General features: G+C 45.5%; 15 protein-coding genes and 2 pseudogenes. 13 read left to right on the plus strand and 4 right to left on the minus strand.

Features of this window, described 5'->3' with window-relative positions:
- The 9 genes and pseudogenes from MKY75_RS05745 to MKY75_RS05785 form a co-directional block, all read left to right on the plus strand.
- A complete protein-coding gene (locus MKY75_RS05745) occupies positions 1 to 2,550 on the plus strand; it encodes a hypothetical protein (RefSeq protein ID WP_340884620.1) in 2,550 nt (849 codons plus the stop codon).
- A 14-nt stretch (positions 2,551 to 2,564) separates the two neighbouring features.
- Positions 2,565 to 3,176, plus strand: coding sequence for a hypothetical protein (locus tag MKY75_RS05750; protein ID WP_165144612.1), 612 nt, complete (start codon positions 2,565 to 2,567; stop codon positions 3,174 to 3,176).
- 58 nt (positions 3,177 to 3,234) lie between these two features.
- The gene (locus MKY75_RS05755; protein ID WP_340884623.1) at positions 3,235 to 3,501 is read left to right on the plus strand and encodes a hypothetical protein; all 267 of its coding nucleotides are present in this window, start codon (positions 3,235 to 3,237) and stop codon (positions 3,499 to 3,501) included.
- An 88-nt stretch (positions 3,502 to 3,589) separates the two neighbouring features.
- Complete coding sequence (locus MKY75_RS05760) at positions 3,590 to 4,036, plus strand: phage holin family protein (protein ID WP_318626987.1); 447 nt, start codon at positions 3,590 to 3,592, stop codon at positions 4,034 to 4,036.
- A 153-nt stretch (positions 4,037 to 4,189) separates the two neighbouring features.
- Entirely contained in the window at positions 4,190 to 5,155 is a 966-nt protein-coding gene (locus tag MKY75_RS05765; protein ID WP_340884626.1) for a glycoside hydrolase family 25 protein, read from the plus strand.
- Between the two features lie 753 nt (positions 5,156 to 5,908).
- Positions 5,909 to 7,564: an ABC transporter substrate-binding protein gene (locus tag MKY75_RS05770; protein ID WP_340884629.1), complete on the plus strand. Its 1,656-nt coding sequence runs from the start codon at positions 5,909 to 5,911 to the stop codon at positions 7,562 to 7,564.
- Between the two features lie 29 nt (positions 7,565 to 7,593).
- A complete protein-coding gene (locus MKY75_RS05775) occupies positions 7,594 to 8,598 on the plus strand; it encodes an ABC transporter permease (RefSeq protein ID WP_029516174.1) in 1,005 nt (334 codons plus the stop codon).
- A 35-nt stretch (positions 8,599 to 8,633) separates the two neighbouring features.
- Positions 8,634 to 9,545 (plus strand): nickel transporter permease, encoded by a 912-nt coding sequence (nikC, locus tag MKY75_RS05780; RefSeq protein WP_103048940.1) that lies wholly within the window; start codon positions 8,634 to 8,636, stop codon positions 9,543 to 9,545.
- 151 nt (positions 9,546 to 9,696) lie between these two features.
- Positions 9,697 to 10,072, plus strand: a pseudogene (locus tag MKY75_RS05785) (transposase); the annotation flags it as partial.
- Between the two features lie 157 nt (positions 10,073 to 10,229).
- Here MKY75_RS05785 and MKY75_RS05795 read toward each other — a convergent pair.
- From MKY75_RS05795 to MKY75_RS05810, 4 genes and pseudogenes are all read right to left on the minus strand, one after another.
- The gene (locus tag MKY75_RS05795) at positions 10,230 to 11,948 is read right to left on the minus strand and encodes an ABC transporter ATP-binding protein (protein ID WP_209949668.1); all 1,719 of its coding nucleotides are present in this window, start codon (positions 11,946 to 11,948) and stop codon (positions 10,230 to 10,232) included.
- Positions 11,948 to 12,511: a GNAT family N-acetyltransferase gene (locus MKY75_RS05800; RefSeq protein ID WP_029516178.1), complete on the minus strand. Its 564-nt coding sequence runs from the start codon at positions 12,509 to 12,511 to the stop codon at positions 11,948 to 11,950. Before MKY75_RS05800 ends, MKY75_RS05795 begins: the two co-directional genes overlap by 1 nt.
- Positions 12,512 to 12,529: 18 nt before the next feature.
- Positions 12,530 to 12,847 (minus strand): annotated as a pseudogene (locus MKY75_RS05805) (DedA family protein); the annotation flags it as partial.
- Positions 12,848 to 12,865: 18 nt separating this feature from the next.
- Positions 12,866 to 13,030 (minus strand): hypothetical protein, encoded by a 165-nt coding sequence (locus MKY75_RS05810; protein WP_239645149.1) that lies wholly within the window; start codon positions 13,028 to 13,030, stop codon positions 12,866 to 12,868.
- A gap of 120 nt (positions 13,031 to 13,150) precedes the next feature.
- Between MKY75_RS05810 and MKY75_RS05815 the strand changes: the two genes are divergently transcribed.
- The 4 genes from MKY75_RS05815 (at position 13,151) to MKY75_RS05830 (ending at position 17,864) form a co-directional block, all read left to right on the plus strand.
- On the plus strand, positions 13,151 to 13,993 hold the full coding sequence (locus MKY75_RS05815) for a MerR family transcriptional regulator (RefSeq protein ID WP_029516179.1): 843 nt from the start codon (positions 13,151 to 13,153) through the stop codon (positions 13,991 to 13,993).
- A gap of 433 nt (positions 13,994 to 14,426) precedes the next feature.
- Entirely contained in the window at positions 14,427 to 15,842 is a 1,416-nt protein-coding gene (locus MKY75_RS05820) for a deoxyguanosinetriphosphate triphosphohydrolase family protein (RefSeq protein WP_340884631.1), read from the plus strand.
- Positions 15,843 to 15,911: 69 nt separating this feature from the next.
- Positions 15,912 to 16,853 carry an MsnO8 family LLM class oxidoreductase gene (locus MKY75_RS05825; protein WP_165145386.1) on the plus strand — a complete coding sequence of 314 codons (942 nt, stop codon included), beginning with the start codon at positions 15,912 to 15,914 and terminating at the stop codon, positions 16,851 to 16,853.
- Positions 16,854 to 16,877: 24 nt separating this feature from the next.
- A complete protein-coding gene (locus tag MKY75_RS05830) occupies positions 16,878 to 17,864 on the plus strand; it encodes a methyltransferase domain-containing protein (protein WP_340884633.1) in 987 nt (328 codons plus the stop codon).
- Positions 17,865 to 17,867 lie beyond the last annotated feature (3 nt).

Raw genomic sequence — 17,867 nt, forward strand, 5'->3', positions numbered from 1 at the left:
ATGGCAAGTGAAAAAACACCAAATCTTGGCTTGAATCAAATTGACCGCACATCGCCCAAAACAACGTATTTTGATCTGGAGAAGTATTTGGATGAAAACTGGCGCTCTGTAGATGAATTTGTGGGTGACGTGAATGACGGTGTAAATGAGATCAAGAAGCGTTTGGATACGACAGAGCGTAAGGCAGTAACTCTCGAACCCGGAGTACAGATTGTTCATACGGAAAAGGCTGCGCCATTTTCGCTGACGGGACTAAGTGGACGTACGTTGGTGAATATGTTGGGGCGGATAGGCTCTTGTGACCGAATTGACAGCCTTTTAGGTTGGGAAGCTGATCTTGCACTGGATACATCTAATAAGGCGCAGGGTACGGGATCTATCAAGGTGACTGCAAAGAATGCCTCCGGTGTGTATAACGTGTATAGTACCGGATTAAAGCTTACTGGTGGAAGATACTATGTCGCCCTGGCTGATGTTAAAAACATCAATGCCTCAAGTAATATCTATGTAAACTTTTCTACAGGTGGTAATAAGGCGCTCAAACAGTCCAAAGATCAGAGTCGATTTGTAACGATCTATACAAAATGTGCACCGACAAACGATACTGAGATGAACTTAGAAGTTGCATCAATTTCAACAGCAACTGGCCAAGCTTTTTATGCAGACGCTATTCGTCTTTATGAGATCAGCGCTTCAGATTATGCTGCCTTAGACAGCATGACCGCTGAACAGATAGTTACCAAATATCCATATGTGGAAAGCGTAATGCCTGTACGTAATCCGTATGCGATTCGGTATGGGGAGAATATGTTGCCTTCTTTCTTTGAGTGGTCAGCCAAACAGGGGACACCTACCATAGTGGACGAAAAGAGCATTACTGTCACGTTGGATAACAAAATAGTACACACTGTATCGCCGCTAATGCCCGGACAAAAGTACACTGTATCAGTTCAATCGGGTGGGGCGACTGGTAGGGTTACGGTTACGGACGATCCTGAGTCCGCTATTATAGTTGAGGCAGTGGGTTCGGGGTTGTTAAGCGCCACATTCACAGCAACGAGTCGAGCTGCTAATATCCGATTGCTAGGGACATCATCAACAGCCGTTACCATGACAAAGCCAATGCTCAACATCGGCAGCACAGCTAAAGCATTCAAGCCGCGCGAGGATTCCATGTTGGCATTGCAAACAGACCTGTACGCCGATCCAGTTACAGGGGCTAATGCTGATACAGTGTTTGAACGTGATGGTCAATATTTCAAAGTGAAACGGTTTGAAAGCGTCCTGTTAGAAGGCGGCAAGATTACAGCAGTGAATGGTATAGCAAATAAGACAGGATTTAAAACTATATACCCTGTAATTCCAGGTGCTAACTATAACTATGGTAGTCCTGGTGCAGCCGCAGCAAAATACAACGGTAAAATATTGTTTTGGGGTGACCATGAGTCTAATGCGGATAGATGGTCGATAGACCCGATAGCTTTAAATTTTGCTATATCTGTCCCCGTTACAGACAGCGGATGGGCAGACAGCTACACACCGACATTAGACGATATCAAAGCCTACTTTTACGGATATAAGGCGTACGATGCTAACACCATCACTCCTGCTGATGCTCAAACCATGACCACAGCAACCTGGAGCGGTACAGGTACTAAGTATTGGGTTCAACGCGTGGGAACTCCTACTTTCACACAATCCGCACCGCAACAGTCATATGCAGGGTATACACCGTACCAGCTCGTATATCAACTCGCAACTCCTACTGTGGAACCTATCGTTTCAGAGGGGCAATTATCCTTTGTTGAGGGTGACAATCAAGTTGAAGTAGGTACGGGCATTGTGCTGAGAGAATCAGTAAAACCACAGTATGAATCTGTAGGACTGAACTATCAGATAAACAGTGAAGGGTTACCAAAATCGCTGTTAAAGAGTAAAGCCAAGAAAATACTACATGTGTTCAGAACGTCGAAACAGGATGATACATTCAGGGTGATTTCCACAAGTCAAGCACCTGGCGAGCTTGCGTATACGCCAGAACGCGATTACATTGCGTCCGAAGCATACACCGTTACGTATCTTATGCTTGATCGTTCGCCAATCGTACCGTTCACAGGTTCTTACGCAGCCAACGAAAAGACGCTGCTCGCGGACTTGACGGATAGCGTACAGCAGAACACGGCGCGGGTGTCTGTGCTGGAGAATAAGAAGGCTGACAAAGATAATCCTGATGTGTTGAATCCGACATTGCTAAACGGGGTCACTGTTGAGGCTGCATTTTCTCCGGTAGAGTACGTTAAATCCTCGGACGGTCTTGTGACGTTTCAAGGGTCTGTTAAGCCACCCGCAGCAGGTACGTTCGTAATGTTCCGCTTGCCTGTAGGATATAGACCTAAACAACTCGTTGCCTTAATGTGTGCGGGCAACACGGGCTCTGCGGATGTTGCTATAAAAGTACTTGTGAGTGAAAATGGCAATGTGCAAATGGAGTCTACTGTATCCTTGGCTTGGATGAGGTTAGATGGTATTAAGTTCTTAGCGAATAGATAAAGGAGGGTTGGCACATGAAAGCAGTACCTAAAGTAAATACAGATGGCCTCTATCTGGAGGACGAACTGGTGGACGATACCTTTTCAGGTGTCGTTCCTTTTTATACTCCATCTTCACTCACGCTATCTGGTACAAACCAGCAACTAGACACCCATCAGCATACTGACAGTAGCTCTAGTACCATAGATGGAACAAGTTCAAAAAGCATCCCTGCTGGTTATACAGTAGGGATTCCAGTACCACCAGGTCTATACCATCCTCGTTTTGACATCCAAGGTTGGCTGGCCTACGAAGCGAAATATGATCAAAAGCTGATAGAAGCGCAAAAAGCCTATGAGGAGTTGAACAACGAATCCCAAGCTTTATTTCAGAAGCAGCATGATGAATGGCAAAACAAACCTGAAAACGAACGTGGAGACGAACCTATATATTCTGCTCAGACATTCATGGCCCCAGAACGAAGAGACCCAACGACGTTCTGGAGTGAAGGATTGAGTGAGGAAGCAATTAAGGAACTGACACAAAAAGCAGAACAACAGCCAAGCGAGACAGATCAACTGAAGCAGCGGATTGCAGATCTCGAAGTGACGTTGACCCAGCTTATGCTTGGTAACACAGGAAAATAACGTGTACTGAGGATTATATGTAACAGCATCTTTATATAAAAGAGGTGAAACTATAAACATGGCCGCTTTAACAGAGGCACAAATGCGTATTTGTGCTCATGCTTGCATCACCCGCTATGAGCGAGGAGAGGGCGATATAGCAACGATCATTGGAAGCTACGCTTTAGATGAAAAGCAACGTGAACAAGTAATGAAGATTATTTTATCCAAGCGTTCTGATCTAGCAGCGGGCAACGTAGATAATTCATCATCAACTGATGCTCTGAATGAACGGGAAGAAACGGTTAAATGGTATAACTCTATTTTCCGTAAGAAAACAGTATAAGAGAACAAAACAAAAATAATTGTTTATATGCCCTTGGATTAGTCCAAGGGCATTCACTTTACACCTAGGTTCAAAAGGGGGAACAAATATGCATGAAAAGATCGATCAGATTTGGCTGGGGTTTTCCACGGGGACCTTGATCGGTTATTTTTTCGGGGGGTGGACCACAATGTTGACGTTGCTGTGGTGGATGGTCGTGATCGACTTTTTCACCGGATGGGCAGCGGCCTGGATTAATGGGGAGCTAAAAAGCCGCCAGGGGTATTACGGTATTTTTCGCAAGGTTACCGTGTTTTTGCTCATTACGGTAGCTCATCTAATCGACGGTATTCTCGGGGATGCACATTACTTCCGGGATGCCGTCGTTTTCTTTTATTTAGCGAACGAGCTGTTGTCCATTATTGAAAATGTGGGCAGAATGGGAGTGCCGATGCCGGATATTTTACGGAATGCGGTAGCTATTTTTGAGTCCAAGTCAAGTGGAGAAAAAATAAAGTCAACCGACCCTTCCGACAAAGAGAATAAAGTTTCATAAAGTGCCACCAGTGACCACCACCCAAATAGGCTGACTACCTTTATGCCCTTTTTTCGGTATAAAAGTGGAAAAGCCCAGACCGTATGGATGGTCCAAGCATATATAACAGAGACAGAGTGCTACAACATTATAATGACAGGGAGGGAGCGCCTTATGCAAAGTCGTAGCCCTAATGCTACCGAAGGCATTGACGTGTCCCGATATCAGGGAACGATTGATTGGAAGCGTGTACGAGCCGATGGTAAATCGTTTGCCTTTATTAAAGCGAGTCAAGGACAGCGTTACGTCGATCCGACATTTATCACGAATGCAAAAGGGATCAAGGCAGCCGGGCTCTTACTGGGAGCGTACCATTTTGTAGATGCGACCAATGTAAATGCAGCAAAAACAGAAGCCAGGCATTTCGCCGAGGTGTTGGAGCAGGTGGGTGGGGCGAAAGCGCTGGACTTGCCAGCGGTGATGGATTACGAAAATAATCCGGGAGGGCTTAGCTCGGCCACGATTCATGAGGTTGCGTTGGCATTTGTAACGGAATTTGAACGGGTAAGCGGCTGTAAGCCGATGGTATACACAGGGAATGCTTTTGCTGCCCATTTCAAAGCGCCATTGGGCAGTTATAAGCTGTGGATTGCACGTTATAGTACACGGGTGCCCGGCGACACCACAGCATGGAAGAACTGGGACTTTTGGCAATACAGCGATAGTGGACGGGTTGATGGAATTCAAGGGCCGGTTGACCTGAATGTATACGCCGGAACAGAGGCCGAGCTACGCCAAGCATTTGCAGGAGAAGAGGGGGATGAGTCAATGACAGCAGAGGAAAAAGCGGCATTTAAGGCCCTGCAGCAGCAGGTCGCTGCTCTTGAAAACAGCAAAGATGTGCTCAAGCAGACGTTGAATGAACAAAGTGCTTATATTAAAAAAGTGGATCAGCGGGTAGCTGAGCTGGAGGCGCGTCAGGCTATGCCTGTACCGGCCTGGGCGAAGGAAGCAATGGCTGCCGCTGTTGCATTTCATCCAGCAAGCCCGATTGTGGATGCGAAACTGCCAAGCAGTTACGATTTTTATCGCTTACTGGTCGTACTGAACCGTCTGGGTGTGTTTAAAACGACCAAATGATCTTTTATGAATTTTATGCGAAAAAGGGATTATTTTCATGCGAACTAAGCCATACGCCTGAAACGTAAATAGACAGGCGGTTCAAAGGCAACCGCCTGCACTTATTGTAAAGTGATGTTCTTCATGATTTCTACATAAGCTGAACTAGAACGTTTTAAAAGTGTGAATCATTGGGTGAAAATGCAGCATGTCTACCAGCCAGATCAAGCGGTAAAAGCTCTTGTATGTTTGTTTATTTCAGAACATACCTGGGAATAGGATATACAGGATGGAGGTCCGGTGCTGAATACATTTTTGAGGTAAGATTATACTCCTGCTTGGAGGTTAAAGACCCCCAGCAGGAGCATATATTTGGTATGATCGTGTAAGTTGGTTTGTAATATTAATTGACATGATGTATAAAAACATATCGTAATGTATGAAAAACCCCCTTGTCGGCTTCCAGATTTTATAGTAAAGTATCCAATAATCAACTTTGTTTGAGCATAATATTCACTGTTTGTGAGTATATGTCACACTTTCACCACGACCTTACATACTCCTCTTTCTCTTTATCACATCACATTTATTCATTACCCTACAGCATCTCTTACACCACTAGATTATGAACACTTCTGTCCTACTACACCTATTTGATGAACTCGGAACCTGGGATTACAGCTTGAGGACAAGCTTGTCATGTCAATTCAAGAATTGGCATTCATCCGGTATCAACGAATTAACAATATATAAGGTGTGAAAGGGGTTTGCTGCATGAGCAAAAAGTATGCAAAACACAAAATCTGGACCGTTCTGCTGGTGCTTGCGCTAGGAGCTGTTTTGGCGCTTTCCGGTTGTGGGGGATCAGGTGAAGGAGCAAAGCCAGAGGCAGGGAAAACACCAAGCGGAGCAGGAGAGGGCGTGCAGGACACGCTTATTTATGGACGCGGAGGAGATTCCGTGGCGCTAGATCCTGCCATTGTGACTGAAAGCGAGTCGCTAAAAATTGGAATGCAAGTGTTCGACACACTGCTGGAATATAAGGAAAACACAACGGAGATCCAACCGGGGCTTGCAGAGAGCTGGGAAGTATCACCGGATGGGCTGGTCTATACGTTCAAGCTGCGTCAGGGTGTAAAATTCCATGATGGAAGTGACTTTAACGCTGAAGCGGTTGTGTTTAACTTTGACCGCTGGGCTGATCCAAAAAGTCCATACAAATTTGAAGGTGACTCGTTTGACTATTATGATTCTATGTTCGGTCCTGAAGGAAGTAGGGTGATTAAGGAGGTTAAAGCGGTAGATGCGAACAGTGTCCAGTTTACACTGAACAAGCCGCAGGCGCCGTTTTTACAAAATATCGCTATGCCATCCTTTAGTATTGCAAGTCCCAAGGCAATTCAGGAGAAAAAGGCTGATTTCAAGAGTAATCCGATCGGCACGGGGCCTTTTGTATTTAAGGAATGGAAACGGAACGATACCATCACGCTGGAGAAGAATCCAAACTATTGGAAAGAGGGCCAGCCGAAGTTGGCAAAGATCATTGTTCGTTCCATACCCGACAATACCGCGCGATTTAATGCTCTGCAAAATGGAGAAATTGACCTAATGGAGGATTTGAATCCGGATGATGCAAAGCAGCTAGACGGTAATAGCGAATTGGTGAAAATTGAACGTCCCTCCTTTAATGTGGCGTACATTGGATTTAATTTAAAGAAAAAAACATTCAATAATCCCAAGGTGCGCCAGGCGCTGAATCACGCAGTGAACAAGCAGGCCATTATTGATGCATTGTTTGCAGGGCAGGCTAAGCCTGCGGTCAATCCGATGCCACCTACGTTATGGGGGTACAACGATAGTATTCAGGACTACGCCTATGATCTGGATAAGGCTAAATCTTTACTGGCGGAAGCGGGTTTTCCTAACGGGCTTCCCGAGCCGTTAACCTTCTATGCAATGCCCGTATCTCGTCCTTACATGCCTGACGGCAAAAAGGTGGCAGAGGCCATTCAAGCCGATTTTGAAAAAATAGGCGTCAAAGTCAACATCCAATCTCCAGAATGGGCTACGTATCTGGATGATCTTAAAGCAGGAGAGAAGGATGATCTGTACATGTTGGGATGGAACGGGGACAATGGTGACCCGGATAATTTCCTTTATACATTGCTGGACAAGGATACGATTCCAGGCAATAACCGTAGTTTTTATGTGAATGAGGAACTCCACAAAGTATTGGTGAAGGCGCAGGTTGAGGTCGATCAGGACAAGCGTGGGGAACTGTATAAACAAGCACAAGTGATTATTAAACAGGATGCACCGTGGATTCCCTTGGTTCACAGCACACCGTTGATGGCAGGTAAAGCGAACCTCAAGGGTTTTGTACCTTCTCCGGCAGGTATGGAAGCGTACGGAAATATTTATTTTGAATAGCCCAAACGCAAGCAGGCGGTGAATAGGATATGAACTCATATATTGTAAAAAGACTGGCCATATTGATTCCTGTATTACTGGGCATGACGCTTATCGTATTTTCGATTATTCATGCTATTCCGGGTGATCCGGCGGAAACCATACTAGGAGATAAAGCTACGGAACAGTCCAAACAGGCGCTACGTGAGCAATTGGGACTGGATAAGCCGTGGTTTCAGCAATATGGAACCTATTTGAGTGAACTGGCACATGGAGACTTGGGTGATTCCATTCGCACCAGACAGCCGATTGCCCGGGAAATGCTTCCTTATCTGGCGGCTACGCTGGAGTTGACAGTAGCGAGCATGTTTTTTGCCATAGTAGTTGGAATGAACGCTGGCATCGTGAGTGCCTGGAAGCGAAATTCCTGGTTTGACTATGTCAGCATGGTCATTGCACTGGTCGGAGTATCGATGCCGATTTTTTGGCTGGGCTTGATGGAGCAATGGATTTTTGCAAATAAGCTGCATTGGCTTCCTTCCATCGGACGCATGAATTCCCGTGATCCGGTGGAAGCTGTGACACATTTAGCCGTGATTGATGCGTTCATAGGTGGGCGTATGGATCAGGTGTGGACCGTCATCAAGCATTTGATCCTGCCCAGTATCGCACTTGGAACGATTCCAATGGCGGTCATTGCGCGCATTACCCGTTCCAGCATGCTGGAGGTTATGGATGCGGACTATATCCGTACGGCTCGGGCGAAGGGGCTGGCATCTTTTCAAGTCGTGTACAAACATGCGCTTAAAAATGCTGCGATCCCCGTACTTACTGTCATCGGTCTTCAGACGGGATCACTACTGGGAGGCGCGGTACTGACAGAAACCATTTTTGCCTGGCCCGGCATCGGACGGTACATTTTTGAAGCGATCAGCTCGCGTGACTATCCGGTTATTCAAAGCGGAATTCTGATCATAGCGTTCCTGTTCGTCATCATTAATCTGATTGTCGATTTGTTGTACGCGGTTCTCGACCGGCGTATCCGTTATCAGTAATCAAGTCGTCAATTGTTCAAGGGGGAGCTTGTCCGATGTCACAATTTTCAATGGAACCCAACAACATACCGACGACACGCAGTACATTGGCGCATTTGCCTGTTGTGACTGGCCCTTGGAGGGACGCGTGGAGGGCATTCCGTCACAATAAAATGGCGTTCGTCGGCCTGAGCATTATTATCTTCTTTGTCATCATTGCTTTGATCGCGCCGTGGATTGCTCCTTTTGACTATAAAGAGCAAAATTTGGTGAGCCGTTTGCAGCCTCCTTCTGCGGAGCATTGGTTCGGTACGGATGATCTCGGTCGAGATTTACTGACTCGCACGCTGTATGGAGCCAGAATCTCGTTGTGGGTCGGTTTCTTGTCTGTTATTGGTTCAATGATTGTAGGAACCGCCTTAGGTTTAATCGCAGGATTTTACGGAAAATGGGCAGATATGGCCATCTCGCGGCTATTCGACATTTTACTGGCATTTCCGGGGATTTTGCTGGCCATTGCTATTGTGGCCATTCTAGGGCCTTCATTGGAAAATGCGTTGTACGCCATTGCCATTGTCAATGTCCCAACGTATGGACGGTTAGTTCGCTCTAAGGTGCTGAGTGTCAAAACAGAGGAGTATATCACTTCTGCCAGAGCACTTGGAGCCAATAATACACGAATCATCCTCCGTTATATTTTGCCTAACAGCCTGACACCGATCATCGTACAGGGAACGTTGGGGATCGGAACGGCCATCATTGAAGCAGCAGCGCTTGGATTTCTGGGCTTGGGTGCACAACCCCCTGAGCCAGAGTGGGGTAAAATGTTGTCCGATTCGCGGCAATATATCCAGAACGCGCCGTGGACAGTTATTTTTCCGGGGATATCTATCATGCTGACCGTATTAGGCTTTAATCTGATGGGTGATGGGCTGCGGGATGTATTGGACCCGAGGGCAAAGCGTTAGAGCAAAAGTGGTGAGGGATATAAAGTTGAGTAAAAGGTGTTCTCTGGCCTGTAGCAAATGGCTGGGGGACACCTTTTTACATGAGCATTTTGCATAATTTCGTTTTTGAAAATTAGGCATCAGTATCTTAAGCCTGAGCGAACAGCATGGGAAAACCGTTCAGTCTACGCTATTGCCACGGGCAAGGACTTACCTAAAAGCCCACCATCGCTTACTCAATCCGCCTGCAGAATCGCTGGTAGAGGAGAGCCGTACCCGACTGGAGACGCTACTAACCTTCTCCCCGCTGCTTCGCAGCGTATGGGAATGGAAGGAAGCAATGACTGCTCGCCTAACTTTAGTGCTGCCAAACTGGGATTGAGCGTTGGTGTGAGCAAGGCGAAAAGATGGACCACCCTGCTGTTGGTAGCACCTTAAAAACGATGCGCAATTGGAACATAGAAATCGTAAACTACCATCAATGTCGGTGGACAAACGCAACGGTAGAAGGTCGTCACAATCGCATTAAGGCCTTTCAGCGTCGCCATGTTGTCATTTAGAGGCTGATTGAATATGTAAAATTGTTAATATTTAGGAAGTGAAATTTTGTTCTGTCCCACTTCCATTTCATTAGTTATTTTAATGTCTTTACTTTCAAAGAGAACACGAAAGTAACTTACTAGAAACCTTTTTGCATCCTATAGTCTAATCTTCAGTCAAACGACCATTATGCCAAAGTTGTTGATAATACGGATGTGTTTTTTGTAATGCTTCATGTGTGCCTTGACCTGACAGGCGTCCTTCTTCAAAGACAAGGATTTGGTCTGCACTTGTAATCGTGGATAATCGATGGGCGATGATGATCGTCATCCGGTTTTTCGTTAACGCTTGAAGGGCAAGCTGCACTTCACGCTCTGATTCGTTATCTAAGTTCGATGTCGCCTCATCAAGTAATAAGATTCTCGGACTTCGTAAAATCGCACGAGCAATCGCAATACGCTGTTTTTGACCACCTGAAAGCTTAATACCTCCTTCACCAACCTCTGTATCGAGGCGTTTGTCCAGCTGCATGACAAAATCATAGGCATAGGCTGCTTTTAATGCGGCAAGTACCTCTTGTTCGCTTGCTCCATTCGTCCCGTACATGACGTTGTCACGAATCGTTCCATTTAATAACGGTGCATTTTGACTTACATAGCCAAACAGCCCACGCCACTCTGTTAAGTTAAATTGCTCAATGTTTTCGTTACCATACAGTATCGCACCTGATGTCACGTCATAAAATCGTTCAATAAGGGAGAACATCGTCGTTTTCCCACCACCACTTCGGCTGACAAAGGCGGTCGTTTCATTCGGTTCTAACGTAAATGTCATGTCATTTAATACATACTTTTCATTATATTTAAACGATACGTTTTGGAAGTGGATAGGTAGTGGTGTAGCAGATACTGGTTTCCCGTCTTGTACTTCACGCTTCACATTGAGTGCTTCAACAATACGCTCTGTCGCACCAAGTGTTTTTTGTAAATTGGTAAAGAACGTCGCCATTTGTGTAAATGGCATAATAATTTGCACTAAATAAATCATAATGGCAACAAGCTCGCCTGAAGTGATTGCTCCTGTTGCTACCTGTGAGCCGCCATAGCCGAAAATCGCAATCAATACGACCATCATGAGTAGCGTCATCAGTGGTGAAAGAATCGCAACAATCTTCGCTTCCTTTAAACCGTACTTGTACAGCTGCTGAATTTGCTTTTTACCGCCTGCTAGCTCCTGCTGCTCCGTTTGCGACGCTTTCACAAGACGAATATTCGATAAAATACGTCCTAATCGTCCGCCAAAGCCTGCTAGCTCATCCTGATTTTCTACTGAGATGGCATACATTTTTTCGCCTAATGGATACGTCACAAAAATTGTCAGTGGCACAGCAATCAGGAGTAGCAATGTCATTTTCCAGTCAATCCATAGTAAAACAACAACGGCACCGAGGATCGCAAATAGTCCTGACACAAAGGACACGAGCTGCTCGGTCACAAACTCCTTCACGACATTTGTATCCTGCGTAATGCGGCTCATCGTTTCGCCTGATTCATGCGCATCATAATACGATAAACGTAAATGTAGCATATGTTCCCATACTTCTGTCCTTAAATTCGCGACAACCTTTTCACCTAAACGGCGCATCAGATAAAAAGCAATGGCACTTAACATCGCTTGCACAATTAAAATCGCAATGACTGGCAAGAGTGATGTTACGGCAAAACCCGCATCTGAAATTTGATTAATGAGCTTCATCGTTAACAGGGGGACAGCAAGCCCAGCTGCAACCTCCACTAAACTAATGAAAAATAAAAAGACTAATTGCCCCTTCGCCATTTGACTGCGATTCATCAATGCCCAAAGCTGTGAGACCTTTCCTTGCATTACGCTTCACTGCTTTCTTTTGTCATGACCTTTTCAAAACGGAAAAACTCATAATCTGCATCAGATTCAGGCTCTTCTCCTTCAATACTCGGTCCTGGATTGCCTCGGTGATAAAACTCCACAATTTTAAAGCCACATTTATTCACATAAAAATGGATGTTCCGCTTTTCAAAATACGGTGTATGTAGCTCCCAAACCTTCGTCTTTGGGAAAGCTGCTTCTATCGCTTCCCATGCCTTTGTACCAAGACCTTTGCCGTGTGCATTAGCCTTTGTATACAAGAAGTCCACTTCGTTTCGCTGTGTGTCGGGATTAATTTTTAATACGATGCCACCGATTCTTTCGCCATTTAGTACAATTTGACGCACAACCGAATCTTTTGCAGTAAGTGAATGCTCGAAATCCTCATCGGATGGGATTGGTCCCATTTCTGTTGGATCCTCTGCTTCTTGAAAACTATCTTGTAACCCTTTCATAAATGCCTCTTGTAATTCTTCCTTAAATATTGCTAGCTCTTCCTGCGGTACAGGGGCTATCGTAATTTGTTCATTTTGTTTTGTCATCTCTAAAACACCTTTCTCTTAAACTGAGTAAAATATTCGTCCGATTGTTAAAAATAGTAGACTCCAAAGTAAAGCACTCACCCCAGCATATAGCATGTACGATTTTAGAGGCATATGCGAAATGCCACAAAAGTACCCCGTAACATGGCGCATGCCAGGAACAAAATAGCTGACGATAATGGCCGGGGATCCGTATTTTTGAATCCAGCGTTCTGCCTTATTACGCCATTTCAGTGAGAAACCAAACCATTTACCAGGCCAAATTAGTAGTGGACTACCGATTCTTTTGCCTATTTCATAACTAACAAGCATGCCTATCAATGACCCACTAAAAACAGCTAAGAAAGAAAAACTCTAATGTAACAGCCCGATTTTCGTGAAATAGCCAACAAATAATAGTACCATCACTTCATCGGGAATCGGAAGGCTAAATAACTCGAGGGCAAGCACAATAAAAACCGCTGCGTACCCGTAGTTTTCAATTAATTGATCAATATACCCCATGGCACTCTTCCTCATCAACCTAAGTGCGTTCAACACCTTAGTAATTGCTTGTCTCATTTATGTTTTCGTGTTATGTTCGCAAGGAATAGTGTAAGGTATGGAGTAACTCCAGAGTAAAGAAAGAAGTGAAAAGAGATGAAAAATACATTCGAAAAAACATATTTGACAGGCGAATTTGCCAAGTTACTTGAAATCAATAAAGATACATTGCTTTATTACGATAAAATCGATTTATTTAAGCCTGCAGGCACCTTTGATAATGGCTATCGCTACTACACATTTGAGCAGTTCGATCAATTTGTAGCGATTCAATCGCTTCGTGCAGTTGAGGTACCGATTAAAGAACTCAAAACGTATTTTGACGCGCCTAACGTACAAGCGTTACAACAATTAGCAATGGAACAGCAAGAAAAAGCGGCAATGGAAATTCAAAAGTTACAAGATATTCAGTTTTTCCTAGAACGAACGGTTGCCCTGACAAAAGAGATGGAAGAAGTATCATTTGGAGAAGTATTGATGAAGCAATTACCAGCCGAACCTGTTGTGTATAGCGACGAGAAAATAGATTGGTCGTCGTTATCAATGGGGGAACTTTACGAGCAAACTACGCCATTTTTAAAAAAGCTTGGGATTAAAAGTACAGCCGCATACGGTACTGTGTATACAAAAGAAGATTTTTTAAATAAGAAGTTTGAAGGCGTAAGCTACCTATTTTGTCGCCTAGATGACCCGTCAGCAAGAATGAAACCAGCTGGACACTACGCGGTCATTTATCATCAAGGACCTTATGATGAAATCTCACAGACTGAGACTTATAATACGCTACTCGCTTATTTAGAACAGGAGAAGTTAGCGTTAGATGGTGATATTTATGAGGAATATTTACTGCACTCGATTGCAGCAAAAGAGGAAAAAGATTATATTACAAAAATTAGTGTGAAAGTAAAAACGCGTGAGGTGAGTTATCAACCTCTTTAAAGCTTGTTATACTTTACGTCTATCTTGCTAGATAGGCGTTTTTAATTTTTCAAAATCTCTCTCAACAACAAGCCTGATAATTAGGTACAATTAAAATGATAGCATTAGGGGGCAATTCAACAGGTCTTAGTTAATAAATAATCTTCAACAATCGAGCGCGTTTATGAAGTAACGCTGTAGAAAATAATCAAACTCAAAACCATTAAATATAAAGTCTAGTTTTATTTTATTATACTATTTACCCTATATTAAGTTTTTTTGGACTTGTTTTTTTTATTACTCATCGTCTGACCACTGGCTTGGCTTGATAGGCGATAATGCGCTAGGTGGGATAGTTTGATGCTTACATATACAACTGAAAGTCATGTGAGCTTTCATGAAGCGCGAAAAAAATGTATAATCACTCCAATTGAGTACGTAGGGAGTGGGATTTATGACATGGCAGGACAAGAGAGAGCATCGGCAATTTGCGGAACAGACACGAAGCGACGCTTCACGGGCCGCATATGAACGGGATTACTCCCGTTTGATTCATTCACCGACTTTCCGTCGGTTGCAGGGTAAATCACAGGTATTTGGTGCAGGCACGGGCGATTATTATCGCACACGACTGACGCATTCCTTGGAGGTAGCGCAAATTGCGCGTGAAGCATCCCGAAGCTTGCTGCGCCGCTATCCTGAAGTAGAGCTGGAACAGGCAGGTAACGCAGGACTGATCATTGACCCTGAAGTGGTAGAATGTGCTTCCATCGCACATGACTTTGGGCATCCCCCGTTCGGACACAAGGGAGAAGAAGTACTGGACGGGATTTTGGATCAACTGATTGAAACAAAGGTAGAAAAGATATCCTCTGCCGGAGGCTTCACACCGGAGTCCAAGCGTGGACAGGAGGCCTATGCGCGTGAGCGACGAATTTATGAGCATTTTGAAGGGAACGCGCACAATTTCCGGCTGATTATGTTTTTGGAGAAGCGTGAGAACGTGGATGGTTTGAATTTGTCGGACGCTGTGTTACTGGGGATCAACAAATACCCGTACCCAGGGATTCTGAACAAAAAAGGGTTGTATCTGCATGAGTGGGAATATATACGTTCCATCCGCGAGGATTGGGGTATCCCTGATGGTAAAAAAACGCTGGAAGCCCAGCTTATGGACCTGTGCGACGATATCGCTTATTCTGCGCATGATTTGGAGGATGGGATTAAGGCTGGAAAAATCGAGGTACACGAGCACTTCTTGTATGATCCGTATTTAATTCGTCTGATTACGGAGAAAATCACCACGTTGGAGGATAGCTTCTGGCAAGGCTGGCAACTGGCTCAGATTGAGCAGAAGGTAGCGGCTGTACTGAGTGAATTTTTGAAGGTGTGGAATGGCAAGATGCCGATGTGTGAACACGATTATTCCCGGACCCGCCGTGAAGTGAAGGCATACTGGGTCAGTCTGTTTGTCAGCAGCTTGGGTGTCATTGATGATGGAAATTGGAAAAAGGTGACCTTTGTACGGGATGGAAACGAAGATTTGGATATGCTGCGTACTGTGAGTGTATTGAAAAGCTTTGCTTGGGTTACGATGATCCGCGATCTGCGCGTACAGCGACTGCAAAAACGGAGTGAGTGGATGCTCAAACGACTTTGGTTGGCTTTTCTGGACCCGGAAACATCCAAATCTATTATTCCAAGCGACTGGCTCCAGCGCTATGAGCGCGACCAAGCCAAGACGAAGCCGATCTGGACATGGGAGCATATGGTCATAGACTATATTGCAGGCATGACCGATGCTTTTGCTGAAAAAATCTATAATGAGTTATACGGCCTGAAGGTGGGTTCCATTTATGATCTGGATTAACCTTTAAATTCCCCCTATATAGTAGAAGAAACTGGTTTATAGCTGATAGTAGGAGGGAGGATTGTGTCTATGCCATCTCGGTCTTTATCTATAAAAAGGTTGAATCTCGGTGTGCTCGATATGGTGCCGTTGCTGCCCGGTAACCGTCCGGAGCAGGCGGTTCAACGAGCTGGCGAACTAGCGAGACAGGCAGAAGCGTGGGGATATACACGTTACTGGACCTCGGAGCACCATGATATGGAGGGGCTGGCTTCCTCCAGCCCGGAAGTGCTGCTGTCTCATATCGGGGCAGTGACGAAGACAATCAAACTGGGTGCGGGTGCTATCTTGCTTCCGCATTATAGTCCAGTCAAGGTCGCGGAATGGTTTCATCTGCTGGCCGCTCTATATCCTGGCAGAGTCGAATTGGGTCTGGGGAGAGCACCTGGTGGGGGACCTCATGCTTCGATGGCACTGAGCGGCAATTTTCTTCAACATGTGACGGAGCTGCCACAGACGATGGAAGCTCTATTGGCTTTGCTGGAAGGTACTTACGAATATGAACAGGTGCCTGTGTTTGCCCGGCCAATGCCTGAACAGCCGCCAGCAGTGTGGATGCTGGGCACAAACCGAAAAAGTGCCGAATATGCCGCCCAGTATTCAACAGGCTATGTATTCGGTCAGTTTATGAGTGAACATCAAACAGAAGAGATGCTCAGCATTTACCGCTCCAGCTTTCAGCCATCCAATCGGATAGACAAGCCACGTACCATGGTTGCTGTAGGCGCAGTATGTGCCTTGACGGATGAGCTGGCGCAGCAATGGGCTGCTCAGATTACATTGGGCGACCCGGCAATTCGGGCCAGCTGGCTGGTGGGAACGCCGTCGGTTATTGCCGAACGGTTACGTGGCTTGCAGATTAAATATGATAACGATGAGTTTCTGTTGGTCACACCGATTCCCGATTATGAGCAGCGGCTTCACTCCTACCGTCTAATAGCGGAGGCCGTAAATTCTAGCCTTGATTCCTAATGAAAAGATGAAAAGAGATCTGACATGAATAAACAGAAAACGAATATCGATGAAATGAAACCAAGCTACGTGTATACCTATGCGTGTCATGAAACAGAGCGTGAGTTATGTCTTTTGGAATTAAAATGTTTGTTCGGTCAGCCGCCCGTGCAGGATTCCATCCTGTTGTCCCATCGACGGCTGGAACCGGGGACCAGCCCGTTTATTCATCTTCGGCTGGATGTAGTGACAGATGCGGGAACACTGGAAGAGCTATGCGAAGCAGCCTCTATGTTACAGCTTGAGGAAGGAAAGACTTTCAAGGTGTTGTGCCTTAAAGAAGGTGACCATGAGGCCGGCTATGACGAGCGGCGCGGGATCGAACGCCGGATTGGCGCGCGTATTCATGGGCAGGCGCAAATGAAGACACCGGATATCACCCTTGGTGTTATTCGGATAGGACAACGGTGGCTACTGGGCAGGTGTCAGTATAGCGACAGATCGTGGCAGGAGCGTCGTCAGAAGCCGCAAAATTATTCTACTGGACTACCCGTTCTGGTAGCTAGGGCACTTGTGAATTTGGCAGCAACTGATCTAATAGCAACAAAGGGAGAACCAGGCTCATTGAAACTGCTAGACCCGTGTTGTGGTATGGGCAATGTAATGATTGAGGCATTGAGTATGGGAAAGGATATTCGCGGTTGTGATATCAATCCGTTGGCGGTGCGTGGGGCACGAGTGAATTTGCGTCATTTTGGATATGAAGAAGATCTAGTGAAACTCGGGGATATGAATAAGCTCGAAGGCACATACGATGCGGCCATATTGGATATGCCCTATAACCTGTGCTCCGTGCTCCCGGCTGATGAACAAAAGAAGATGCTGCGCAGTCTGAGACGCTTGGCCGCGCGGGCGGTGGTCGTGAGCACGGAGCCGATGGAAACATTGTTATCCGAGTCAGGTTGGACCCTTACGGAGCAATGTCGCATACATAAGACAGGTATGAGTCGGGAAATCTGGATCTGTAAGTAGTGT

This window comes from Paenibacillus sp. FSL L8-0663 (genome assembly GCF_038008125.1).
Taxonomy (GTDB): domain Bacteria; phylum Bacillota; class Bacilli; order Paenibacillales; family Paenibacillaceae; genus Paenibacillus; species Paenibacillus polymyxa_D.